The following is a 23,682-nucleotide window of genomic DNA, read 5'->3' as shown; positions in this document are numbered from 1 at the left end:
CCGGCGTTCAGGGCGGTGAGCTGCTTCTGCAGGTCGTCGGCCTTTTTCTGGCTTTCCGCCAGCGCCTGCTGCAGCTTCTTACCGTCCTGCTCCCGCTGCGTTTTGCCGGCGTTCAGGGCGGTGAGCTGCTTCTGCAGGTCGTCGGCCTTTTTCTGGCTTTCCGCCAGCGCCTGCTGCAGCTTCTTACCGTCCTGCTCCCGCTGCGTTTTGTCGGCGGTCAGGGCGGTGAGCTGCTTCTGCAGGTCGTCGGCCTTTTTCTGGCTTTCCGCCAGCGCCTGCTGCAGCTTCTTACCGTCCTGCTCCCGCTGCGTTTTGTCGGCGTTCAGAACGGTGAGCTGCTTCTGCAACTCGTCGAATCGTTTCTGGCTCTCTGCCTGCATCTGACTGCGATCTTTGTCCTGAACAATGGAGATGGCATCGAGGCGGGCCTGCAGTGCGCTGACGCTCATTCGGCTCTCGGCAAGCGCAAGACTCAGACGCTGGCTCTCCTGACGCTCCTTCGCACCGGCAGATTCCAGCTGTTGCTGAAGCTGGGTGACTTGTTTACTTTTATCGAGCAGCTGCTTGCGGATGTCGTCATTCGCCGTAGCGCCGCTCTTAGCGTTTGCCAGAGAGGATATTTGCTGTTCAAGCCCGGCGCTTTTGCTCTGACTTTCGGCCAGCGCTTTTTTCAACGCGGCGCGCTCATTGTCAAATGCTGTTTTCTGCCGCGCAAGCGCGGCACTCATTTCATTTACCGAGTCCTGAAGCTCTTTCAACTGGCTGCGGTCGACCGCGGCGTCGGCGGCAGATCGTGAGGCTGGACGGCTGATCCGCAAACGACGCACCGGTTTTCTCTCTTCGGCATCAGGCAGAAGAGAGGGGGATGTCGTCGGTGGCGTAATCAGCAAAAGCGCCGGGACATCATTGGACTGGCGGGTAATGGCCTCTAGTGATTCTAACGTTTGCGCTTCGCTGGGCGATCCCCTGACAGGCGAAGGCATCAGCATCCCTACAAGAGGAAACGTCAGTATAAAAAAAAACCCGGTTTTAGTGTTGGCTTACTCATTTCACGCTTTCCCCGCGACGGATCAGGCCTTCCATTACCGCCCGTTGGATCTCTCCGCACATTTGGTTGGTCTTGTATTTGTACAAGGCATCCAGCGTATCTTTGGTTTGTGCGTTGATATCACCACGAACAGAGGTGTACACCGATGCATTACGCACCAGATTATCGAATGACGCTTTTTTGGCTGCGTAGACAGCCGGATTAATTTTTTGCAGTGAGGCAAGCTCACTCTGGCAGAGCCCAATACGCCCGCGTTCAGCAGACGAAGGGGCAGCAGGCTCTGCGGCGGGCGACGGGACCGGCGTCGGCGGCGTTGCTGCAACGCGTTTCTGCGGCGTCCTAAGCGTTGACGCAGCGGTGCCCGGCCTGGATTCTGACCATTTGAACTTATTCTGACACCCCGTCAGCAGAAAAATACAGCCTGTAAAAATTAGAAAAATGCCTACTGCTTTATGGTTTTGCACCCGCATATTCTGAACCTTTTTCACTCAACGACTCCCTTGTATTTCGTGCAAAGAAATCCCTTAACAGCTAAAGAATTTTCTGAGAAAAAAATCAGGCTTTAATTGCACGCGCGCAGATAGTGTGGTTATTATCCGCCAACGCATCTCTTTCGCGCAATATCCAATTGCTCTCATCGAAGGTCCAGCGCGGTAATTTAAGCATTACTTAAATCACAATTTTTAATTCACATATCCTGTTCCGGACAAAATACGATTAGAAGGTGACATTTTTACTGATGGAGAAAAGCTCGAAATCATTCATCGCCCCCAGCTTACGCATGGCATTACATTTATGAGTACTCACCGTTTTAATACTCCGGTGCTGGAGCGTCGCTATCTGGCCCAGGGTCAGGCCATTAAAAAGATAGCGCAGCACTTCATTCTCTCGCCGCGTCAACGTACTCAACTGCGCATTGGATACCTGTACGGCACTCTCTTTCAGGCAGTTGGCGATGAGCGGGCTGTGGACACTTCCCCCACTAAATATCTGTTTAAAAACCACTTTCATCTGTTTGAGCGGCTCAAAACGTGAAACAACACTGACGTTGAGCATTTCTGTCAGTTCGCGAAGGACTACGCCGGATTGGATGCGGGTGTAGACCACAATATGCAGCATGGGCAGAGATGCGCTGAGCGCAGATAACTGGCTAATGCCCTGCGAGACAACATCCTTACCTCCGCTAAGCTCGGTAATCAACAGGTCAATCTGATTTAAGAACAGCGGTTCGCCAATATTAGCCAGACTATTGCGCTGCAGCACAATTTCACTTTGCGGCGCGAGGGAATGAATAAAGTATGACAGTCCACTTAGGGTTAGTGAACAGCGGTCAACTAAAGCAATCCTTAACTTTTTATCCATAATATCATCCTCCTTAAATACCCGGCTTCAAAATGCCAGGCTGTTTCCTCGTTTAGCCATCCATCCGCCGTAAGTAAATAATTCACTGTCGCTATGGAATCCCAGCTTAAACATGGCATTGCGCTTATAGGTGCTGACTGTACGAATGTCGAGATGCATTATCGAAGCCGTACTGGTTACATTTTTTCCACTAAACAGATAATGCAGGACATCTAATTCACGGGCAGTTAAGTGCTTCACCACGGGCTCCGCCTGGGCAATGATCTCCTGAACTTTCGGACTGTATGCCCGCCCACCGGTCAGGACGGCGCGGGTACACTGCACCAGCGCAGAGAGCGGTTCGTACCTTAGCACCACACCGTTAACGCCTGATGAGACCAGCGCCTTAATGCCGCGGACATCGCTCAGCTCGGTACAGACAATCACCTGAGTGAGCGGCCAGGACTCATTGCAGCGGGAAACCAGACGCAGCCCATCCAGAACCGACTCATCGCAGCCATACAGTTCCATCATCAGCACCCGGGGATGATGGAGCAGCAGCAGCCCGTAGATATCAGATAGCCTGTTCGCCTGAAGCACACCACCGCGGATCCCGCACTCCTGTTCCAGCATCAACCCCATGCCCAGCGCCGTCACCGGCGATGTCTCCATCAGCAGTGCGCACTCCCCCTTGATGATGGTAGAGAGGCGTGGCTCATCAGGCAGCAAAGGCTGATAATGAGGGGCGGATAATATCGCGGGCTGATTATTCATACTTATGCATCCTGCAGTTGATAACTAACTCCTGTCGCGTCCGTCAGCTGAAGCTTATGCGCTGTTCATGGCCTACTCACGGCGTGCCCTACACTGTTCTTTGTATCAGCCTGCCGCCACCCGGCAGCAGGCGTCATCCTTATAAGCATTATTGATAGGTAAAGTTGAACTGTACCTGGCTCTCAATCGTGCCCTGTGTAGCGCCCCCTTTTTCACTGTATAGCCGGGCGCGCATCGCAAACATGGCCGAACCATCATCTGAGACATCCACGGTCATCGTGCTGCCATTACCCTGGATCGCATCAGGGTTAGCATTCTGGGCCATCTGTATAGCGACATTCTTTGCTGAGCCCGTGTTGGCGTACAGGGTATTGGCATCTCCCGCTGGGGTGCCCTGGAATTTCGCCGTCAGCTTGCCGCCGGGTATTTTCGGACAGTTGATGACTTTGATATCAAATTTCTTCCAGGTATGCCCGCTGTTGGGACTTGCCAGACCACTGGTGCTGACGTGTCCCATATCAACGGTCTGGCTTACCGAGTCAGGATCCACTTCGCAGGGAAAAGCGATAACGGTCCCTGTAATATTGAAGTCAGAGGTCGCCGCCATCGCCACGCTACTGAGTAACCCCGCAGAAAGCAGCATAACTGCGGCCTTCAGATAGTAATTCATGATGCCTCCCGATACCGCCAGGTTAACTGCTGGTCTCAGCCAGTAAATTCCACCGTCAGCAGGACAGTGGAGTTGATATTACCGGGCGTCGCGTTACCTTCTCTGCTGTGTGCTTTCGCTTTGAGATTGAGAACGCCGCCGCCGGAAAGGCTATTTGGCGCAACGTAGGTGCCGCCATTTTTCAGCACATTGTCGCCGCCCGCGTCGGTATTGGTCACCACGATCTGAACATTCTGCGCCGAGCCGGCATCGGTGCTGTTTTTGAAAAGCATGTTATCAACAGGATCGGTATCGCCGCTGAACGTCGCTTTATAACCCTTTGTTGTCGTCGGGCAATCGCTGAATTTGATGATGAATGCCTTTTCGTTAGCGTCACTGCCCGCCGCCTGCAGGTCAGCCCCTTGCACCGTCCCGAGATCGACTGTGCTGCCGTTATTGCCGACCACGTCAGTGATACATTCAGATGCCACGACTTTGCCGATGATATTAATCTGCCTGTCGAGGGCGAAAGCGCTGTGGCTTAAACCTAAACCGGCCATAACCAGCAGTGCTATTGTTGATGTCTGCGTTGTTCCTTTCATATTTTTTCCTTGCTCTATTTCCACTCAAACGTTGCCGTTATCGCGCTGTCGATACTGCCAGCCGATACATCTTCACCAGATTTCATCTGATGGGCGCGAGCTCGCAGCGCAATTTTTGCCGCTTTAGAGGCGGCATCCACCGTCCAGCTTTCACTCTGATTATTTCCGAGGTTCTTACCACTCAGGGACTGCAGCTCAATATCGACGTTTCCCGCATCGCCTTTATTGGCATAAAATTTATCTGCAACCCCTTCAGGTGAGGGCGTGCCGGTAAACGTCACATTGACCGTCTCGGTTTGATCCGGGCAATTAACGACGTCAATTGTAAAATTCTTCCAGTCGGCGCCGCCGTACCCGCCGTGGGTAAAATCGGTGGTATAAAGGGTGCCGAGATCCACAGGTTTTGGCGTCAGTACTTCACAGGGCGCCGCCGTAATAACAAACATAAAATCCAGACGGGTAGTACCTACCTCCGCCACCGCCGCGCGGCCGGGCAGCATTATCATGAGCAGCGGCCAAAGTGGGCGAAAGCGCGTTATAAAGCCGAGATTTTTCATAGTCATATCCTTACGCTGATTGTCTCTGCGGCAGATCGTCACTCTAACTGAACGCCAATTGTCGCCGTGGCCGTATAAGATCCCTTCTGCGGTTCCTTGCCCGTAGTGCTAACCGGCGCCACCTTAATTGACGTCGACCCCGTAGACCGCAACGTTCCGTTTAAGTAGGTAAAGGGAATGGCGGTAGCGGGGAACGCAGTTCCGGGCGCCGGCAGCGGTGGAACCTCTCGTCCATCCGCGTCAATAAAGCGGATGCCAATATCCGGATTCCCGGTTTTTAAGAAGCGAGCATTATCACTCGCGGGCTCGCCCTGGAGGGTATATTTAAAATGCACCTTATCGGGTAAATTATCGCATACGATATCTAAATTAACGGTCCGCTCTTTATTATCCGGACCTTTGCCGACCTCCTTCCATCCGGTGGTCGATTCCATATTGCCAAAGTTAATCACCGGCAGAACGGTGCCCGCGTTGAAATTACAGGTCTGATCGACCGTTATGCGCCCGGAGAGATAGACTTCCGCGATAGGAATAGAACCATAGTCACTGGCCGTTGAGGCATATAACGACGCCACGAGCCGCGAGGGGATTATCGATTCGCCGAGAAATGGCTTAATAATATAGAGAGAAAGCGAGACCTTACTACCCGAGTAATATTGATACGAAGGTTTTGCCGCATAATATGCGTTTGAGACGTTGTTAAACGGCACGCCAATAAAGTTTGTCGATGACGAGGTTCCCCCGCCGTATAAAACGCTTATTTTAACGCCCACGGCAAGGTTGTCGTTTACCTTATAGTATTCCAGGCCATCGATCTTATCGACATATTCTCCACTTGCCTTAGCCGTAAAGTAGGTTTGGTTAATTGCACCACATGCTTCCCTCGGCACGCAGGCCCCCGCATAACCCGCGCCGACGCTCTGCATCGAGTCCTTGATGGGCGTCTTTCCTGAAGCGTTTTCAGAAGGCTCGGCAATATGCGCGTTCCACACGTAGTTAAATACCTCTGGCCCGACAAGTTCGCCTTCAAAGGAACGCTGAATCGGCGTAGCGTGGGCAGCCGCGCCCCAAATGGCTAAACCGACAAACAGAGCGAGTCTGGAACTATTTTTGGCCGCCTTAGCTGCGGAATAATGTCGAATTATTGTATTACGCATTTTCTTCACCATTACATTAGCGGCATTCAACAGTTGCCATCTGAATACCCGACTCTTTTGACTCAGGTAAGGAATAAGTTGCCTGGCACTGCTGGGCGGCGCTGCTGCCCCATTTCACCAACAGCGTGCCGGTTGCCGACATACCGCTCATATAGACCTGGCCACCGTCGCCAACAATACTGCCGTTATTGGCCGGATTACCTACATCGGTCACCATTGCCCCGAACGGAATAGGCTGCCCGGCGCGCATCAGCGTCAGCAACGCACGTATCCCGACATTAGGCTTGAAGTCTGCCCGCACGATAGCGCCGCGCGTAGGAATAACCGACTGGGTCGTCATCGTCATATCGACATCATCACCGAGCGTTTCGGTATTCATCGAAATTTCAGTTTTGCGGTAAGGCGTGACGTAAGGCACGACGGCATAGCCGCGCCAGTCGGTGGTAACCCCGGTGTTGTTGCTGATACGGGCCCCTGACGCACCTGGCGCCTTCACCAGTACTGCCGTTTCGTTGACTGCCTGAGACAGCGTGATGCCGTTTTCATGAACAAGCACGCCCCCTTCAATGCCGTAGTTCACCTGGCGCGAACTGTCGTTATAGCTGTAGCCCAGGTTGACATCCCCCTGGCCGCCGCGATAGTTGACGCTGGCGTTGCCGCTGTAGCCGGAGCCCTTCGTCCCATAACTCTGGTTGATGTTGTAGTTGAGGTTATGGTCTTCCAGCAGGGTGCCGTACACCCCTGCGTTGTGCGTTGTATTGCCTTTTTTGCTGGTATACAGGTTATAGCGAGCGTAGGCATAGTTGCTGTCGGGCAGCCACTTGCTCAGCGGCACGCTGACATTAAACGAGAAAATCTGATCGTTATTGCTGACGCGCTGGCCGAAGCTGTCATAACCATTTTTGCTGTAGGTATAGTTCAGGCCGTAGCTGATACCTTCCCAGCTGTTGTTATAGCCAATGCTAGCTGATTCCGTTTTGCGACTGCTGTTCCAGTACTCTTCGCGAATACCGCTGAGCGTAAATGACCCGAAGCCATCGCCCAGGTTCTGACTGATAGAGACTTCGGCACGGCTCTTTTTGTGGTTGTAGTAGTACATGTTGCCGGCGTTGTTATACGAATCCAGCGCCTCCTGCATACTATAGAAGCCTTCCGTGGAGTAGCGATAACTCGCTAAGCTGAAGTTCGTGCCGGTCTCAACGAAGTTTTTACCGTAGCGCATACGCCACGACTGGCCGTTGTCCTTTTTGCCTGAATCTTTGATCTTGCTCCACGCCTGAGTGACGTCCGCCGAAATGGCGCCGATGATACCCAGGTTCTGCCCCCAGCCGAGCGCCAGCGACTGGTATTTACTGGCCGCCTGCACGCCGCCATACAGTGTTGCCCCCCAGGGCAAACCGTACATCACCGTACCCTGCGAGAAAGGCGTCTCTTCAATACCGCCGCCTGAGGTACGGTACTTACCGCTGCTGACGCTATACTTCAGCCGACCTTCGCGCTGAAGTATGGGTACAGCAGCAAAGGCAACCGTCATGTTCTGTTCAGAGCCGTCGGATTCTTTAATTACTACATACAGGTCGCCACTGCCCGCCGTCGGATAGAGGTCTTTGATTTCAAATGGCCCCGGCGGAACATAGCTCTGATAAATGACATAGCCGTTCTGACGAATGGTGACCTGCGCGTTGCTGCGCGCAATCCCACGCACCACCGGAGAGTAACCGCGCAGACTGTCCGGCAGCATATCGTCATCGGAATAGAGCTGGATGCCGCGGATCGGCAAGCTATCAAAAACTTCGCTCGGTGTGGTGGAGTCCCCCATCACCAGCTGGCTCTTCAGGGCAATAATGTCACGCTGCAAATAGGTATTGATCGACTTCCAGTGGCTACCACCTTCGCTGTCGCGGTTCCAGGTTGAGTAGTTGCGCAAGCGCCAGGCGCCGAGGTTAATACCCGAGCGCAGGTTAAGATAGTAGCTGTTGGTGCTTTCTACATCTCTTTTGCGCCCCTCACTATTGGCACCGCTGAAGGAGTAGTTGGTCAACAGGACAGGGATCCCCTGATCCCACTTATCCGGCGATACGTATCCGCGAGCTTGCACGTTCATCGCCGCCTGAGGCACAGAGATATTGAGGCGCTGCTGGTTAAATAGAAAATCGCTGCTGGCCTGTGGAATGGCCTGTTCAAGGTTGATACAGCTACTGTCAGTTTTCAGTGAGGGATAGAGTGCGACCCGGACACCAAGATCTTCCAGCTCCGCGCGTGACAAACAGGGCTGGAGCTTCTTCTTACCGGTTACGTCAGGCATCATCGCAAACTCGATGTCGCGCGTATCAACCATTTCCTCATTAACATAAAGATCGACGCGATACTTTCCAGGCGCCTGCGATCCCTCTTCAAAAACAGAGAGATCGGCACCGGCTTGCGCCGGATTATCAATTTCTAGCAGTGCCGGGTTAAAAAACTCACGGGACTGAGCAACGCCAGACATTCCAAATACAATGGCAATTTGAGAAGATATTAACCAGGCAAGAGGCGAGTATCTAAACCCGCTAATTTTAGTGCTCTTATTATAATTCATCCTTGCGGCACTCCATTTGCAAAAGAGTTGGCTTATAATTTAAGTGGTCATTGCACGAGGTTATTTATTAACCTTCTTTAATAATAAGAATAATGATTTTTATACTGTTCCATTGAACTCTTTACTGGCGCCGCCAAAGTCATTAATAATTGACCAGCTAATAGAATTGCCCGCCGGAGCCGGGAAGCTTTCCGTAGCAAAGGGCGCCACCATGTTGCTGTCTTTTACCTCAACGCCATTCACTTTGACGCTAAAAAAAGTCAGGTAAAAGGGTGTCGGATTACTGACCTGGAGACGATTACCGCTGCGCTGCCACTTAAGCTGCGCAGCACCATCCTCCGGTTTTCCCTGTACGCCCGTGGGGCGAAATATTAATTTTATCCGGGTCTTTATGGCTATCTGGAGCGTGTTCTCTTTCTTTTCCGCTGACGGAATGGCCTTCACATTCAGCCAAAACAGGGACTCTTTATCACCAGGTAACGCGCCGCCCGCGCGGACAACGCGCAGGATATTATTTTGCTTAGCGTCAAGACGAAATAGCGGCGGAGTAATGACAAACGGAGCCCGCCCTGAAACGCCTTCGGGCATATCAACCCAGGATTGAATCAGATAGGCGATATTATCGGGATTACGCAAGCCCAGTGACGACTCTTTTTTCTTGCCGTCATACACTAAACGCGTTCCTCCCACCACTACGCCAGCCTGAGCGGCGGTGGTTACCGTTAAGAGTGCTGCTACCAGCGTAGTACGCCATATGCTCATCTTTATACCTGTCCCTGTTCTTTATACATTACTTAATGCCGTTACCCGGACATTTAATAACATGCCGGCGGCGGGAAGATGTTATCTCTCAGGTCAGGTAAGCCCTTTCTGAATGAAAAGGCTTACCGTTTTAACCTGATAAAACTATTTCAACGGCAACTTATTTGTAATTGATAGAGAATTGGGTCACCGCATTCGCCGTACCGGCGCCCACGCTGGCTGCTGTCGCAATATAGCGCGCAGTGAAGCGCAGTTTGTTAACGGTTGGACCGCCGGTCACGGTATAAGTGCTGGAGTCTTCCTGCATATTAACGACGTTGTTGCTGGCATCTCTAATCTGAATACCGACGTTTTTAGCATCTGAAGCACTGTCCAGCTTCAGGATACTGCTGTCGCCATTGTCGATATCGCCATCAAAGTTTACGCGCACGTCTTTTGGTGTGGCAGTCCAGGCTGCCGGGCAATTCGTTAATTCAATAACAAAGGGTTTTGCCAGAGAAGTTGAACCTTTTCCGCTAAAAGAGTTGCTGCCAGCAACCCCCATGTCCACGGTCAGTGCTTTGGAGTCGCTGGTCACTTCGCACGTCTCGTCGGTAATACTGCCGTTAAACGTAACCGTACCATCTGACGCCATAGCCGAAGCACTCATTACAGCTGAAGCAACCAGAGCTGCTGCGATGATTTTCTTTTTCATACTACTTTTCCTTATGAAACAATGCATTTTGCATACATTTAAAATTTCTTTTTGACATAAAGTTCATGCCGTTCCTTGTTATTTAGTCCAATAGAAAACCGCCCGGCCAAATAATGTTGGGTATGATAATCATTAAGGCACGATGAACCATTGCGAACTAAATTAGGCGTACTCTAAAATTTTGTTGCTGAACATTGCAATGTCTGTATCCGGACTGTTAGTGTGGGATAGTGAACTTTAGTTAAAAGCTTTAATCGTTGACAATGAGAATAATTCATCAGGTAAAGCATATGGCTAAAAGTGAAGAAAAGAATAGCCGTTTATTTATGATGTGAGAGTAAGATTTAGAGAATAAAAAAATATTTATAAACCTTCTCAGGCGGCTAAATGCTGCGACATGACGTATTTATTCCTCGCCGTTAAAATTCGCGGTGAAGATTTATCAAGGTGGCTGCTTACGGAATTGTTGTACCGCAGCTACTGCTGTCGCGTAAAATAGGATTTTTCTTGCAATATCTGAAGGTTAGCCACTGATAGCATGGTATCCTTGAGGTTACGCAGGGCGATATCCTTATGATTTAGCAGTATTAAAAATACAATTAATTCCTGCTGCATGGTTCAGTGAAAAATAGCGAGCTGAAAGATCTGTTTGCCCGCACAGCGGTCGCTGTGAAGCGCCGCTGAATAAAAGGGAATATTGGACTAGCGCTATATTACCGCGGCAGCGCCCTGCTGCTGCTGCGCAATACCGGGGTATCCTACAGTTAAGCATCGCTGATGATGGTTATCCGGATACCGTCGATAAAACGCGGCAGCGCAACGCGCCGGCCTACTGTTGTCCGCGTAATTTGCGCCACTTGCGGCCAAGATCCACCGCGATGCGTTCGAAGGAAGCATACTTATCAAGGCGGGTATCAATCAGGGTGACATCCCCTGCGGCAGAGAGCGTGTGCAGCCCCTGCGTAAAGGGAGCGCTGGCAGCAGGCGCCTGCAGATGCGCGCCCGCCTCAAGAACCGGCGCGCGCAGCGACGCTTCGCTCATCTCAAGCAGACGTAGAGCCCCCCCGTAGCTGCGGCTGCAATCCTGGGTCGGCAACACCAGCTTATCCCGGTGGCGAAAGGGCGTTCCCCCCATCCGCGCGCCGCTTTTATCCACGCGGATAGGCTCTGCGCTAACATTTTCCCAGGGGCCAAACAGCTGCGGGGCGGTGGCGAGCATCAGGGCGCTGGTGCGCGCCGCCTTCGGTGCAGGCGGTGTGTAAAACATCCACCAGCGGCCGTCGGCATACAGCGGAGAGGGATCGATAGCGGCACAGGGGAAGCTGAACCCAGGCTCTTTCTCCCAGCGCCAGGGAAACTCAACGGCACGGTACAGCGACAGGGTTCCTGACTTGTAGCCTTCCGGCAGCATCCAGATCTCACCGTCGGCCTCAAAGACGTTCGGATAAGAGAGGTGCCAGGGCTCATCGAGCACCGTGCGATGCTCGAGGACGTTAAGATCGGCATCAAGCTTCCAGGCGACAATATTGCCGCGCCGGGTGCGATAGTCGTACGCCTCGGCAAAGAGATAGAGGTAGCCATCGCGCCACAGCCCAAAAGGATCGGCCAGAAAACAGAGGGAGCGATCGGCCTCGATCCATTTAATCGTAAATCCGTCGAGCGTGCCGGCCGCGGCAATTTGCTCAATCGGCGCCCGAACGACGCCGACGCGCCAAATTTCAGTGACCAACATATCCATCAGTTTACGTTCTCTTTGTGTGCAGATTTTCACTCAGCCTGTCGAGAATGGTGGCAGCGGCCTGAGTATAGCGCTCCCGGCTAAATTTATTCAGCACATAGTGCCGCGCCTGCTCGCCGAGTCCCTCCAGCTGCTGCGGTGAAGCGAAAATACGTTCCAGCACTCCGGTCAGCGCCTCGTTCAAATCGCCGTTCAGCACATAGCCGGTCTCTCCGTCCGTGACCGCATCGCGTATCTCCCCAACCGGCGTGGCGATAACCGGCAACGCCGCGTTCATCGCCTCGTGCACGGCCAGGCACATCCCTTCGTAGCGAGAGGTCTGAATATAGACGTGAAGCCCTGACAGGAAGCTTGCGACATCGGCTGAAAAACCGGGCAGCGAAACCACATCGCTCAGCGCCAGGCGGGCGATTTGCGCCTCCAGCGCTTCCCTCTCCGGACCATCCCCGAGGATAGTAAAGTGCAGACGCGATCTGAGCTGCGGATGGTTTTGCAGAAAAGCGGCCAGGGCATCCAGCAGACCTGCATAGTTTTTTACTTCGTGCAGCCGCCCGACGCTGCCTATCTGCAGCACTGACTGACCGTCCCAGGGACGTGCCCTGGGAAAATCAGGACAACCCTGAAACAGCGGCCAGACCAGCACCTGCTGCGGAGGAATGTGCATCTCTTCGCGCAAAAAGTGCTCTACGGTTTGCGAATCGCCTACCCACAGGCGCGACATATTGCGCATCCGGTAGGTATAGCGGCGAACGCTGGCGCTGTGCTTGAAGCTAATGACCGGAATACCGGTGATGCGCCCGACCCACTGGCCCACGCGGTTACCCCAGCTCAGGGAGGTCCAGATAACGTCCGGGCGATCGGCGAGTACCTGTCTCAGATAGGCTGCAACCATCACCGGCAGCGTGCGGCGCCTGCGCGCGAGCAGATGCCAGGAGAGGCCCGCAGCCTCCAGCCGGGGTGCCGCGCCCATATCCCTGGGTTCGCAGGCAATAATTGAAACCTGGTGCCCAAGACTCTGCAGGGTTTTAACGATATCCGGGATAGCGAACTCGGCGCCGCCGGTTTCAAGACTGGTCACCAGATAGTGGATCTTCATACTCTGCAAATCTCCTTAACGAACCTGACTGTTGTGTAAAATGCGAAGGTAAATACACGTCCTTTTAGCGAGCCCTGCGCCATCAGTTTCCACCTGGCTGATGGAATACAGGGAAGATCATACCTGTCGATAACTAAACTCTGAATATACACAGGAGGCTTAACGTCGGGCAAACTCAGGGTAGCACTCTTTTTCCAAAGCGAAAGGGAGCAGTTCACACTCTTTGCAATTTTGCAATGGCCTCGCCAGGCGCCGTCTTTAACCGCGAAAATGTCATCATGGAGCCCCGGCTTTGTTAAAATACGGATAATTGTTATCGGCCGGTTCGTTAAATTAAAAATATAAATTACCAGTCAGTAAAATAATTCCGATACGATCTTACCGCAACGGCGCTATTTTGCGCATTCATGATAAAGAATAAGTCAGGTACTTTTAAAAAACGCTGCGCATTCTCAAATATAGGTCAATACTTTAGGCATTAGTGCCCTGCCCCCTGAAATAGGCAGGCAGAGCGTATATAATTTATCGCTATCAACACGCTATACAATAAGCTTTAACATACTGAAAACAAACAAAAGATGTCCCGCCATGGGATAATTAAACGCGGTTTTTCAGGACCGTGCATTAACCCTCACGTGAAAAGAAATAACGAAGATGCCGCTAACCATTGTCGTTCTGAGTTTTATCATCGCTATTGTGGTGACCGTGGCGCTAGCGCGCCTGCTGCCGCTAAAAATCCCCCTCCCCCTGCTGCAGATTGCCGCCGGTGCGCTGCTCTGCCACTACGGCTTCTCGGTGGCTTTCGATCCGCACCTGTTCATGCTGCTGTTTATTCCGCCGCTGCTCTTTTTAGACGGCTGGCGCATGCCGAAAGAAGCGCTGTTCAACGAATTTAAGCCGATTATGTCGCTGGCCGTAGGGCTGGTGGTGATGACCGTTATCGGGATCGGCTTTTTCATCCACTGGCTGGTGCCGGAGGTCGCCATCGCCACCGCCTTTGCGCTGGCGGCGATCCTGTCACCGACCGATCCGGTTGCGGTTTCAGCCATGACGGTCAACTCTCCGCTGCCTTCGCGAATGGCGCATATCCTGGAGGGCGAATCGCTGCTCAACGACGCCTCAGGGCTAGTGTGCTTTAACTTTGCGGTGATCGCCGCGCTGACCGGCGAGTTTTCGCTCTCTGATGCCGTGAAAGAGTTTCTCAAGGTCTCTACGGGCGGTATTATCTGCGGGCTGGCAGTGGTGTGGTTAATCGGCCGCGCCAACCGCTTTTTAGTTAAGCGCACAAAGAAGGAGGAGCCCTCGGTACAGATCCTGATCAGCCTGCTGATCCCGGTAATTACCTATCTGGTTGCCGAAGAGATCCACGTTTCGGGCATTCTGGCCGCCGCCGTAGCGGGGATCGCGATTCACCACGAAGAGCTTGCCGGGCGCTTTTCCGCCGCCACGAAGATGCAGAGCAATGCGGTGTGGGACACGGTTCAGCTCACGCTTAACGGCATTATTTTTATCCTGCTCGGTGCCCAGCTGCCGCGCATGTTCACTTATATGCCCAACGTTGCCCGCGAGGCAACCGCCTCTAACGTCTGGATGCTGCTGGGATACATTACCGCTATCGGCGTGGCGCTCATGGTGGTGCGCTTTTTGTGGATTTGGCTGTCGATGTCGCTGAAGGTATTCAAAGATAAGCGAAAAGATAAGCAAACCATAAAGCCCAATTTGCGCAGCGTAGCGGTGATGGCGGTTTCCGGTATTAAGGGCTCCGTCACCCTGGCCGGTATCCTGACGCTGCCGCTGTTTATGCCGGACGGCTCGCGCTTCCCGGACCGCGACTTCGTTATCTTCCTCGCGATGGGCGTTATTCTGTTCTCGCTGATTGTGGCTACGCTATTTCTACCGGTGCTGAGTAAAAATTTGCGCGACGAGTGAGATTTACCCCGCGAAAAGGCCGCCTCCCTTCGGGACGCGGCCTTTTTTTCGCCATCTACGCTGTGCCGTTAGTGCGTAATTGTGATCAATGTCACGCAATCCACAATGGTGATTTTTGCCCTGTGATAGAATCGGCCGCCATTTTATGCCCCACAGGATAGGTAAAAGATGAAAATTATCCAGCTGCGCTGCTTCATCATTCTGAGTGAAACGCTGAGTTTTTCGCACACCGCAGAGATCCTTCACCTGACCCAGTCTGCGGTCTCGTATCAGATCAAGCGGCTGGAATCGATCCTTAAGTTTCAGCTATTTAACCGTAATAATAAAAGCGTTGAGTTAACCGAGGCCGGGAAGTATTTCTACCGCGACGCCACCGAGATCCTCTCCCGGCTGACGCTTGCCATCAATAATGCCGCCGCAATCGATCAGGGCCTGTCGCGCACCATTAAGATAAGCTACGGCGGCTACGATCTTGAGCGCTACAACCTGCCGGAAATTATCGCAAAAATTAAAGAAGAGCTGCCGAAAACGGAAGTCATGGTGCTGCTGTCAGACCATCGGGAGCAGCGGGCCGCCCTGCTCTCCCATAAGGCGCACATTATTCTGACGCCGCGGGATAACATCGAGGACGCCGACGGCGTTATCTATAAAGAAATTATCTCCTCGGGGCTGGACTGCATCATGTCGGAAAGAAATCCGCTGCATGAAAAGACGATGGTGAATGTTGAGGATTTAGCCCGCGAAAAGCTGATGCTGCTGGATCCGACCCGCAGCCCGCGCGAACTGTCGACGTTTGCTAAAAGTCTGCAGCAGCTGCTGCCGGAGAGCCACTACACCTACGTGGACTCTTCGGCCTCTGCCAACATCCTGATTAAAAGTAACTCCGGCGTGGCGCTCATCCCTGAGTTTGCCCGTTCCCTCGACTCCGGGCTGTGCCGCGTGCCCTTCAACTTCGACGCCACGGTCTCCTATGGCGTCGCGTGGTTGAAGGAGAACGATCATCCCGATGTCGTGCACTGCGCGAGGCTGATTCACCAGTGCTTTCAAAAGGCCTGATTACTTCCAGCCGCCGCCCAGTACTTTATAGAGCGTGACGTCCTGAGAGAGCTGACCTAAGCGCGCGTTAACCAGATCCTTTTGGGCCTGGTAATCGGAGCGCTGGGCCACCAGCACGTTGAGGTAGCCGTCAATACCCGCCTGATAGCGCGCCTGCGCCAGCGAGTAGTAGCGATGGCTGGAGTCATTTTCCTGACCGATTGCCGTCACCTGATTGCGCCAGGTCTCTCTACCGGCAAGTCCATCTGCCACCTCTTTAAATGCGGTCTGGATGCTCTTCTCGTAGGTCGCAACCTCTTCTTTCTTCTGCAGCTCAGCCAGTTTCAGGTTCGCCGTATTGCGCCCGCCGGTGAACAGCGGCAGGTTGATAGACGGCGTAAACGACCAGGCCCCGCTGCCGTTGCCGAACAGATGGCCAAGATCGTCGGATGCCGATCCGGCGTTGGTCGTCAGGCTGATGGACGGGAAGAACGCCGCGCGCGCCGCGCCGATATTGGCGTTGGCCGCTTTCAGACTATGCTCAGCGGCGATAATATCAGGACGCTGGGTCAGCAGGCTGGACGGGACGCCTGCCTTCAACTGCGGGAAGTTGTAGTCGTCATTAAGCGTAGCTTTCGCTATCAGGCTGTCCGGAATTTTGGTCCCGGCCAGCAGCGTCAGCGCGTTCTGGTTCTCCTGCATCTGGCGGGAGTATTTCTCCATATCCGCCTGGGCATTGCGCAGGCTCATTTCCGCCTGGGCCAGCTCCTGATCGCTGGCCGTACCAATCTGATAGCGGCGCTGGATAAGCGCCAGCGAGTTCTGCTGGCTCTCAGCCGTCTGTCGGGCGATCTGCAGCAGATCGCGGTTGGCCGCCAGGCTCAGATAGCTGGAGGCGACTTCAGAGATCAGCGAAATCTGCGTCGCCTTCTCGGTGGCGGCCATAGAGAGGAACTGCTCCATCGCATTCTCGTTCATGCTGCGAATGCGGCCGAAGAAGTCAAGCTCCCAGGAGGTGATGCCGACACCCGCCTCATACTGGTGCCAGGTTTCTGAGCCTCTGTCTTTAGTGTTGTAGAGATCGCCCGGCGTCCGCTCTGCGGTTTCGCTGGCGCCGGCCGAGACGGTCGGCGCTAATGCGGAACGGCTGATGCGGAAGCGCTGTTGCGCCTCCTGCACTCTTAATGCCGCGACCCGAAGGTCGCGGTTGTTATCCAGGGCCAGGCTAATGACCTGGCGCATGGCGGGCTGACGATAGAACTGCTGCCAGGTCACCTGGTTGACGCCGCTCTCGCCAATGGCGGCCGACGGATTCCACTGATGGGCAACCGGCATCTCCGGACGCTGGTAATCCGGTATCAGCGAACAGCCGGTGAGAATGCCGGTTATCAGTACGGCAACCAGCTTTTTAGATGGTTTATTCATGATCGTTATTTCCGGCAATCTGAGCCTGCTCTTTCGGCTTGGCGTTAAAACGGCTGAAGAAGTTCATGACCACGACGTAGAAGAGTGGGACAAAGAACACCGCCAGGAAGGTAGCTGACGTCATACCGCCAACAACGGCAGTACCGATTGAGTGCTGGCTCCCGGCACCGGCCCCGTTGGAGATCATCAGCGGGTATACCCCGAGGATAAAGGCCAGCGACGTCATGATAATCGGGCGCAGACGTAATTTAGCAGCCCCGATCGCCGACTGAATAAAGCTCTTGCCCTCTTTCTCGTGAATATCCTTCGCGAACTCGACGATAAGGATGGCGTTTTTCGCCGCCAGACCCACCGTGGTCAGCAGACCAACCTGGAAGAAGACGTCGTTCTGCATGTTGCGCATCAGTACGGCCAGGACGGTACCCAGCACCCCGAGCGGAACCACCATCAGTACCGAGATAGGTACAGTCCAGCTCTCATACAGCGCCGCCAGGCAGAGGAAGACGATGATCACCGAAATGGTGTACAGCGTGGTGGTCTGCGAACCGGACAACTGCTCTTCATAAGAGAGGCTGTGCCACATAATGCGGTAGTCCTGCGGCAGCTTTTTAGCGATCTCCAGCACCGCTTTCGTTGCGTCACCGCTGCTGTAGCCTTTGGCCGGAGAACCCATAATCTCAACCGCAGCAATACCGTTAAAACGTTCATAGCGCGGTGAACCGTAGATCCATTTACCGCTACCGAAGGCGGAGAACGGCACCATGGTTCCGACGTTGTTACGCACGTACCAGTTGTTCAGATCTTTCGGCGCAAAGCGCGAATCAGCCCGCCCCTGGATGTACACGCGCTTAACGCGGTCATGGTACATGAACTGGTTGATGTAGCTGGAACCCCATGCGCTGGACATTGTGGTGTTGATATCATCAATAGATACCCCCGCCGAACGCGCACGCTCATCATCGATAATCAGTTTAAACTCCGGCTCATCGTCCATACCGTTATGACGCACCATGGTCAGACGCGGATCCTTATGCGCCATATCGAGGAACTTGTTCATGGTATCCATCAGCGCTTCGTGGCCGTGGCCGCCCAGATCCTGCAGGAAGAAGTCGAAGCCCGTAGAGTTACCCAGCTCCATAACCGCAGGCGGGATCAGCGCAATCGCGACACCTTCCTTCATGGTGGCAAAGTGCTTCATCGCGCGGTCGGCAATGGCGTTAAGTTTCATCTCCGCCGATTTACGATCTTCCCAGTCCTTAAGCATTACGAACGCCATACCGATGTTCGGTCCGCGGCCCGCAAAGCTGTAGCCATTGGTCGTGAACACCGACTCAACGGTATCTTTTTCGTTCTGGCGCATGTAGTTACTCATGTCATCCAGCGCCAGCTGCGTGCGTTCCGGCGAAGCGTTCGACGGCAGCGTCACCTGCAGCATCATCACCCTCTGGTCTTCATCCGGCAGGAAGGTGGTTGGGATGCGGGTAAACATGAAGCCGGTAGCGACGACGATGCAGACGTACACCAGCATAAACAGGCCGCGGCGGTTAACGATAGTGGTTACGCCCTGGGTGTACTTCAGCGTGCCCTTATCAAAGTTGCGGTTAAACCAGCCGGCAAAGCCGGTCGTTTTGGCATTCGGGTTGGCCGGCTTGAGCATGGTAACGCACAGCGCGGGCGTAAAGATCAGCGCCACCAGCACCGAGAGCGCCATCGCGGACACGATAGTGATCGAGAACTGACGGTAGATAATACCGGTTGAACCACTGAAAAATGCCATCGGCAGCAGCACCGCACTCAGTACCATCGCGATACCAAACAGCGCGCCCTGCACCTGTTCCATCGACTTGATGGTGGCCTCTTTCGGCGGCAGATGCTCTTCGTGCATCACACGCTCGACGTTTTCCACCACCACGATGGCGTCATCCACCAGCAGGCCTATCGCCAGCACCATCCCGAACATCGTCAGGGTGTTAATGGAATAGCCGGAAATGGAGAGAATGGCGAATGTCCCCATCAGCACCACCGGCACCACCATGGTGGTAATGATGGTGGCGCGCAGGTTCTGCAGGAACACCAGCATGACCACGAACACCAGCCCGATAGCTTCTACCAGCGTTTTGACCACCTCATGGATAGAGGCGCTAACCACTGGCGCGGTTTCATACGGGAAGACTACGTGTACGCCGGCAGGCAGCGAGGAACGGATGCCGTCGATGGTCGCTTTTACCGCCGTTGCGGTTTCAAGGGAGTTGGCGCCGCTGGCGAGACGCAGCGCGATACCGGCAGAAGGTTTGCCGTTATAGGTAGCGGTAATGCTGTAATCTTCCGGGCCGAGGTCGACGCTGGAGATGTCTTTCAGGCGCACCTGAGAACCGTCAGGATTGACCTTCAGCAGGATGTTCTCGAACTGCTCTGTCTTCTGGAAACGAGTTTTACCAATGATAGTGGCGCTGTACTGCGCATCTTTAATGGTCGGCAGACCGCCTAAACGCCCTGAGGAGACCTGAATGTTCTGCTCTTTAATGGCTCTCGATACGTCGCTCGGTACCAAGTTGAATTTATAGAGTTTGGCCGGATCCAGCCAGACGCGCATGGCGTATTCCGCCCCCATCACCTGGTAGTCACCGACGCCTTTAGTACGCAGGATAGGATCCTGAAGTCTGGACACCAGGATATCACCAACGTCACCGTTACTCATCGACGGGTTATCGGAGTAAACCCCGACCACCATCATGTAGTTAATCTGGTATTTGTTGATTTTAATACCCTGCTGCACCACTTCGTCCGGCAGACGCGCGGTCGCCAGAGAGACCTTGTTCTGCACCTGAACCTGGGCAATATCCGGGTCGGTACCCTGATCGAAGGTGAGGATGATCTGTGCGGTACCGTCGGCGTTACTGGTGGATTCCAGATAGCGCAGGTTATCAATCCCGTTGAGCTGCTGTTCGATAACCTGAACGGTCGTGTTCTGGGTGGTTTCCGCACTCGCCCCGGGATAGGTAACGTTGACCTGAATCGCCGGCGGCGCAATGTTTGGATACTGGTTAATCGGCAATTTTACGATGGATATCACGCCCATCAGCATAATCACGATGGCGAGTACCCAGGCAAAAATAGACCTTTCGATAAAGAACTTAGACATGCTTTATACCTTACTGTGCAGAAGGATCGGCGATGGTTAACGAGATATCGTTTTTCGCTTTCGCGGTCTCTTTCTGCTCTACCCACTTAACCTTGCTGCCCTCGGAAATGCGCTGCAGGCCGTTAGAAATAACCTTCTCACCGGTAGTCAGGCCGCTGATGACCTGCCATTGGCCGTCCTGCATCTCGCCGGTTTCGATCTGGCGCTGTTTAACGACGCTGTCCTTATCCACGACCCAGACAAACGGATGGCCTTTGTTGTCGTGAATGACGGAGGCCTGCGGCACGAGGATGGTTTTTTCCTGTACGCCCTGCGCCAGGTCGGCATGGACGAACATGCCCGGCAGCAGCGTGCGGTCGGGGTTAGGGAAGGTAGCCCGCAGCGTGACGGAGCCGGTGCTCTGATCGACGCGGACTTCGGAGAAGTCTAAGCGCCCCTCCAGCTGATACGGCGTGCCGTCTTCCAGCATTAGACGGATGGGTGCTTCATGGGAGTTCAGGGTACGAAGCTGTCCACTGGCAATCTGGTGGCGCAGGCGCAGCAGATTGCGGGAAGACTCGGTAATATCTACGTAGATGGGATCGAGCTGAGTAATGGTCGTCAGATAATTTTGCTGACCATTAGTGACCAGCGCCCCTTCGGTGATAAGCGAACGGTCGATGCGTCCGGTGATAGGGGCTCTGACACGGGTGTAGTCCAGATTGATGCGGGCCGTAGCAAGCGCAGCGCGGGTCTCTTCGGCGGCAGTGACGGCATCGTCATAATCCTGCTTACTGATGGCCTGTACGCCCACCAGTTGACGATAACGCTGCGCCAGCGCGGTGGCATTTCGCCATGCGGCCTGCGCCTTATCCACGGCGGCCTGGTAAGTAGACGGATCGATCTGATAGAGCTGATCGCCGGCTTTCACTTCGGCGCCCTCGCGGAACAGACGCTTTTGCAGAATCCCGTCAACCTGAGGGCGCACCTCAGCGGTGCGCATGGAGACCGTGCGGCCCGGCAGCATGCTGGAGAGCGTCACCGGCTCTGTATGCGTGATAACGCCCGCGACTTCCGGCGGTGCCGATGGCTTCTCCGCTGAACTTCCCGAGTTATCACAACCCGTAGCCAAAGTTGCGATGATCAATAATGGTAATATTTTCTGGCGCATTTATATTTCACCGATGATGGATTTTATTTGATGGATGCGAAACCTGAGTAATTTCCGAACACGCAGTTTTAAACTTCCTGCGCCCGACGAAATAGCTGATGAGGTATAACAAAAAAGTAACTGGCCGAATTAACGGCCAGTTAAACCTCATGTTCTCGGACGAAAACTGAGCAAGGCAAGAACGATGACCATACGATAAGTTATGCGTCACCACCCATCATTCAGGGATATGTCACGGATAAACAACTACGATTCGACGACCATACATAGATAACAACAGAGACAGTTTTTGAGCTGGCTGAGGGCCATATCTCTCCATAGACGCGCCCCCAGCCTGCTCAGGTTTAGCAAACAGTAATAATGGTAGATCAGCACCAAATACTCTCAACCGCATTGCTAAATTTGGAAAACAATCTGCATTATTGTTTCCGCGAGTATAATAACCAAAGCAATCATAAATGTTTAATTTGATTTTTTCATAGGCGATAAAATTATTTTATAGCAATATTTCACTGAGCAATATATGAGCTAAATCCACAGGAAAAAGGAGGGCGCCTGAAATATAAGATTACGATCATTACATGATGATACCGAATAAAGCACTGATTGCTTATAATTTATAAAAAAAGCGGGGAACAAGAAGGGATCAACTACACAGCGCATTCTTTCTTAAATCAAAAGCCGTTAAAAAAACGCGCCGCATCCTGTCCTGATGCGGCGCGCATAAGCACTCTGTTAAAAGCCGGGCTTCACATCGCGCATATCGGGAAGCTTGTGGGCAATGCCTTTATGGCAATCAATACAGGTCTGCCCCGCCTTCACCGCCTGGTCGTGCATCTTCGCCGCGACGCTTTTCTGCGCGGTGAGATCCATAAAGTCAACGTTATGGCAGTTGCGGCACTCCTGCGAGTCGTTGCTCTTCATGCGCTGCCACTCGTGCTGCGCCATCGTCAGGCGGTGTGCTTCGAACTTCTGCGGCGTATCGATGACGCCAAAAATCTTCCCGTACAGCTCCTTGCTGGCCTTAATTTTACGCAGCATTTTGGGGCCAAATTCGTGGGGAACGTGGCAGTCAGGGCAGGTGGCGCGCACGCCGCTGCGGTTATTGTAGTGCGCGCTCTCCATATACTCCTGGTAGACGGTATTGCGCATTTCATGGCAGCTGATGCAGAACGCCTCGGTGTTGGCCTTCTCCATACCGGTATTGAATCCGCCCCAGAACAGGATGCCTGCGGCAAAGCCAATCAGCAGCAGCGTGCCCAGCGCCAGCCGGCTCGGCCGGCGCCACCACTGCCACAGGCGGCGGATAACGCCGGGCTTGCGGTTAAAATTATCCATATGTCCTCTTATTTTCCGTAGCCCTTCGACGGCGTAAAGCCGTTGCCGACAATCGGCGCGACGTCGGCCTGCGGCACGTGACACTGCAGGCAGAAATAGCGGCGCGGCGTAACGTCGGCCTGTACTTTTCCGCTGCCGTCCATGAAGTGCGTCGGGCTGATGCGCGGCGCGCCGGTGGTGCGGTAGCTCTCCACGCCGTGGCACTGCAGACAGCGGTTGGTATTGGTCGTCACCTGATAGCCCTCCACGCTGTGCGGGATCATCGGCGGCTGGTTAACGTAGTTCAGCGGCATTTTTCCCTGCTCTTTCGGCATGCGGATAGCCCCCTCCTGCGTCCCGGAGACCTCCGGCGACTGGCTCAGATCCACGCCATTCACCGCCCAGGCGGCGGCGCTCGCGGCCAGGGCCAGCGCGGCTACCCACGGAAACAGCGCTTTTTTCAGCTCACGGCTTTTCATTATTTCGCTCCAGACTTCGTATGGTTAGGGTAAAAACATTCTCGGCGCAGACATCCACGCAGCGTCCGCAGAGCATACAGTCGCGGTCGCTCACCTGCGGCGAATGCTGCGCGTCCAGCACCGGGCCGCGCAGCACCTGCGGCTCCGGACAGACGTGAAAGCAGTCCATGCAGCGGCTGCACTGCGCCCGGCGGCGGGCAGTCACGGTT

The 23,682-nt window shown here is 53.9% G+C and carries 21 protein-coding genes and 1 pseudogene; 3 read left to right on the top strand and 19 right to left on the bottom strand.

Features of this window, described 5'->3' with window-relative positions; translation table 11 throughout:
* The 13 genes from ENGE1_RS24610 to ENGE1_RS24550 form a co-directional block, all read right to left on the bottom strand.
* Nucleotides 1–728: coiled-coil domain-containing protein (locus tag ENGE1_RS24610; protein ID WP_155731571.1), on the bottom strand; the 728-nt coding region annotated here is incomplete at its 3' end.
* A 316-nt stretch (nt 729–1,044) separates the two neighbouring features.
* Nucleotides 1,045–1,536 (bottom strand): hypothetical protein, encoded by a 492-nt coding sequence (locus tag ENGE1_RS24605; RefSeq protein ID WP_053075584.1) that lies wholly within the window; start codon nt 1,534–1,536, stop codon nt 1,045–1,047.
* Between the two features lie 229 nt (nt 1,537–1,765).
* Nucleotides 1,766–2,410 (bottom strand): response regulator transcription factor, encoded by a 645-nt coding sequence (locus tag ENGE1_RS24600; RefSeq protein WP_048253511.1) that lies wholly within the window; start codon nt 2,408–2,410, stop codon nt 1,766–1,768.
* Between the two features lie 27 nt (nt 2,411–2,437).
* Nucleotides 2,438–3,163 carry a response regulator transcription factor gene (locus ENGE1_RS24595; protein WP_052097854.1) on the bottom strand — a complete coding sequence of 242 codons (726 nt, stop codon included), beginning with the start codon at nt 3,161–3,163 and terminating at the stop codon, nt 2,438–2,440.
* 148 nt (nt 3,164–3,311) lie between these two features.
* Nucleotides 3,312–3,833 (bottom strand): fimbrial protein, encoded by a 522-nt coding sequence (locus ENGE1_RS24590; protein ID WP_048253512.1) that lies wholly within the window; start codon nt 3,831–3,833, stop codon nt 3,312–3,314.
* 35 nt (nt 3,834–3,868) lie between these two features.
* A complete protein-coding gene (locus tag ENGE1_RS24585) occupies nt 3,869–4,414 on the bottom strand; it encodes a fimbrial protein (RefSeq protein ID WP_127626235.1) in 546 nt (181 codons plus the stop codon).
* Nucleotides 4,415–4,428: 14 nt separating this feature from the next.
* Complete coding sequence (locus tag ENGE1_RS24580; RefSeq protein WP_052097853.1) at nt 4,429–4,971, bottom strand: fimbrial protein; 543 nt, start codon at nt 4,969–4,971, stop codon at nt 4,429–4,431.
* 38 nt (nt 4,972–5,009) lie between these two features.
* A complete protein-coding gene (locus tag ENGE1_RS24575) occupies nt 5,010–6,128 on the bottom strand; it encodes a fimbrial protein (protein WP_158443158.1) in 1,119 nt (372 codons plus the stop codon).
* Nucleotides 6,129–6,144: 16 nt separating this feature from the next.
* Nucleotides 6,145–8,706, bottom strand: coding sequence for a fimbria/pilus outer membrane usher protein (locus ENGE1_RS24570; RefSeq protein WP_048253514.1), 2,562 nt, complete (start codon nt 8,704–8,706; stop codon nt 6,145–6,147).
* Nucleotides 8,707–8,805: 99 nt separating this feature from the next.
* Complete coding sequence (locus ENGE1_RS24565) at nt 8,806–9,468, bottom strand: fimbrial biogenesis chaperone (RefSeq protein WP_043081771.1); 663 nt, start codon at nt 9,466–9,468, stop codon at nt 8,806–8,808.
* A 160-nt stretch (nt 9,469–9,628) separates the two neighbouring features.
* Nucleotides 9,629–10,162, bottom strand: coding sequence for a fimbrial protein (locus ENGE1_RS24560; RefSeq protein ID WP_043081770.1), 534 nt, complete (start codon nt 10,160–10,162; stop codon nt 9,629–9,631).
* Nucleotides 10,163–10,991: 829 nt separating this feature from the next.
* On the bottom strand, nt 10,992–11,900 hold the full coding sequence (locus ENGE1_RS24555; RefSeq protein WP_048253515.1) for a glucosamine inositolphosphorylceramide transferase family protein: 909 nt from the start codon (nt 11,898–11,900) through the stop codon (nt 10,992–10,994).
* 4 nt (nt 11,901–11,904) lie between these two features.
* Nucleotides 11,905–12,996, bottom strand: coding sequence for a glycosyltransferase (locus ENGE1_RS24550; protein ID WP_048253516.1), 1,092 nt, complete (start codon nt 12,994–12,996; stop codon nt 11,905–11,907).
* Between the two features lie 654 nt (nt 12,997–13,650).
* On the opposite strand from ENGE1_RS24550, the pseudogene ENGE1_RS24545 reads away from it, so the two are divergent.
* Nucleotides 13,651–14,922, top strand: a pseudogene (locus ENGE1_RS24545) (Na+/H+ antiporter); the annotation flags it as partial.
* Between the two features lie 171 nt (nt 14,923–15,093).
* The gene (locus ENGE1_RS24540) at nt 15,094–15,981 is read left to right on the top strand and encodes a LysR family transcriptional regulator (protein WP_048253517.1); all 888 of its coding nucleotides are present in this window, start codon (nt 15,094–15,096) and stop codon (nt 15,979–15,981) included.
* Here ENGE1_RS24540 and ENGE1_RS24535 read toward each other — a convergent pair whose 3' ends face one another.
* Genes ENGE1_RS24535 through ENGE1_RS24525 form a run of 3 tightly spaced genes read right to left on the bottom strand, consistent with a single transcriptional unit; the run spans nt 15,982 to nt 21,548 of the window.
* Nucleotides 15,982–17,385, bottom strand: coding sequence for an efflux transporter outer membrane subunit (locus tag ENGE1_RS24535; RefSeq protein ID WP_048253518.1), 1,404 nt, complete (start codon nt 17,383–17,385; stop codon nt 15,982–15,984).
* Entirely contained in the window at nt 17,378–20,527 is a 3,150-nt protein-coding gene (locus tag ENGE1_RS24530) for an efflux RND transporter permease subunit (protein ID WP_064360852.1), read from the bottom strand. The genes ENGE1_RS24535 and ENGE1_RS24530 overlap by 8 nt, the downstream gene beginning before the upstream one ends.
* Nucleotides 20,528–20,537: 10 nt before the next feature.
* Nucleotides 20,538–21,548, bottom strand: coding sequence for an efflux RND transporter periplasmic adaptor subunit (locus ENGE1_RS24525; RefSeq protein WP_225823466.1), 1,011 nt, complete (start codon nt 21,546–21,548; stop codon nt 20,538–20,540).
* Between ENGE1_RS24525 and ENGE1_RS29335 the strand changes: the two genes are divergently transcribed.
* The gene (locus ENGE1_RS29335; protein WP_225823464.1) at nt 21,532–21,708 is read left to right on the top strand and encodes a hypothetical protein; all 177 of its coding nucleotides are present in this window, start codon (nt 21,532–21,534) and stop codon (nt 21,706–21,708) included. The genes ENGE1_RS24525 and ENGE1_RS29335 overlap by 17 nt on opposite strands.
* A gap of 704 nt (nt 21,709–22,412) precedes the next feature.
* Here the strand turns inward: ENGE1_RS29335 and napC are convergent.
* The 3 genes from napC to ENGE1_RS28895 form a co-directional block, all read right to left on the bottom strand.
* Nucleotides 22,413–23,015, bottom strand: a complete 603-nt coding sequence (napC, locus tag ENGE1_RS24520; protein ID WP_043081760.1) for a cytochrome c-type protein NapC — start codon at nt 23,013–23,015, stop codon at nt 22,413–22,415.
* A gap of 8 nt (nt 23,016–23,023) precedes the next feature.
* The gene (gene napB, locus ENGE1_RS24515; protein ID WP_043081759.1) at nt 23,024–23,473 is read right to left on the bottom strand and encodes a nitrate reductase cytochrome c-type subunit; all 450 of its coding nucleotides are present in this window, start codon (nt 23,471–23,473) and stop codon (nt 23,024–23,026) included.
* Nucleotides 23,460–23,682 (bottom strand): 4Fe-4S dicluster domain-containing protein (locus ENGE1_RS28895; protein WP_409372179.1); only part of this gene is annotated, 223 nt, incomplete at its 5' end. The genes napB and ENGE1_RS28895, both read right to left, overlap by 14 nt.

Source organism: Pluralibacter gergoviae ATCC 33028 = NBRC 105706 (genome assembly GCF_001598855.1).
Lineage (GTDB): Bacteria > Pseudomonadota > Gammaproteobacteria > Enterobacterales > Enterobacteriaceae > Pluralibacter > Pluralibacter gergoviae.
This window is presented reverse-complemented; position numbering and strand designations above follow the sequence as displayed.

Coding starts and splice junctions, on each gene's coding strand:
- ENGE1_RS24600 (WP_048253511.1), bottom strand. CDS start 2,410: ATGGATAAAAAGTTAAGGATTGCTTTAGTTGACCGCTGTTCACTAACC.
- ENGE1_RS24595 (WP_052097854.1), bottom strand. CDS start 3,163: ATGAATAATCAGCCCGCGATATTATCCGCCCCTCATTATCAGCCTTTG.
- ENGE1_RS24590 (WP_048253512.1), bottom strand. CDS start 3,833: ATGAATTACTATCTGAAGGCCGCAGTTATGCTGCTTTCTGCGGGGTTA.
- ENGE1_RS24585 (WP_127626235.1), bottom strand. CDS start 4,414: ATGAAAGGAACAACGCAGACATCAACAATAGCACTGCTGGTTATGGCC.
- ENGE1_RS24580 (WP_052097853.1), bottom strand. CDS start 4,971: ATGAAAAATCTCGGCTTTATAACGCGCTTTCGCCCACTTTGGCCGCTG.
- ENGE1_RS24575 (WP_158443158.1), bottom strand. CDS start 6,128: ATGCGTAATACAATAATTCGACATTATTCCGCAGCTAAGGCGGCCAAA.
- ENGE1_RS24570 (WP_048253514.1), bottom strand. CDS start 8,706: ATGAATTATAATAAGAGCACTAAAATTAGCGGGTTTAGATACTCGCCT.
- ENGE1_RS24565 (WP_043081771.1), bottom strand. CDS start 9,468: ATGAGCATATGGCGTACTACGCTGGTAGCAGCACTCTTAACGGTAACC.
- ENGE1_RS24560 (WP_043081770.1), bottom strand. CDS start 10,162: ATGAAAAAGAAAATCATCGCAGCAGCTCTGGTTGCTTCAGCTGTAATG.
- ENGE1_RS24555 (WP_048253515.1), bottom strand. CDS start 11,900: ATGGATATGTTGGTCACTGAAATTTGGCGCGTCGGCGTCGTTCGGGCG.
- ENGE1_RS24550 (WP_048253516.1), bottom strand. CDS start 12,996: ATGAAGATCCACTATCTGGTGACCAGTCTTGAAACCGGCGGCGCCGAG.
- ENGE1_RS24540 (WP_048253517.1), top strand. CDS start 15,094: ATGAAAATTATCCAGCTGCGCTGCTTCATCATTCTGAGTGAAACGCTG.
- ENGE1_RS24535 (WP_048253518.1), bottom strand. CDS start 17,385: ATGAATAAACCATCTAAAAAGCTGGTTGCCGTACTGATAACCGGCATT.
- ENGE1_RS24530 (WP_064360852.1), bottom strand. CDS start 20,527: ATGTCTAAGTTCTTTATCGAAAGGTCTATTTTTGCCTGGGTACTCGCC.
- ENGE1_RS29335 (WP_225823464.1), top strand. CDS start 21,532: ATGCTGGAGAGCGTCACCGGCTCTGTATGCGTGATAACGCCCGCGACT.
- napC (WP_043081760.1), bottom strand. CDS start 23,015: ATGGATAATTTTAACCGCAAGCCCGGCGTTATCCGCCGCCTGTGGCAG.
- napB (WP_043081759.1), bottom strand. CDS start 23,473: ATGAAAAGCCGTGAGCTGAAAAAAGCGCTGTTTCCGTGGGTAGCCGCG.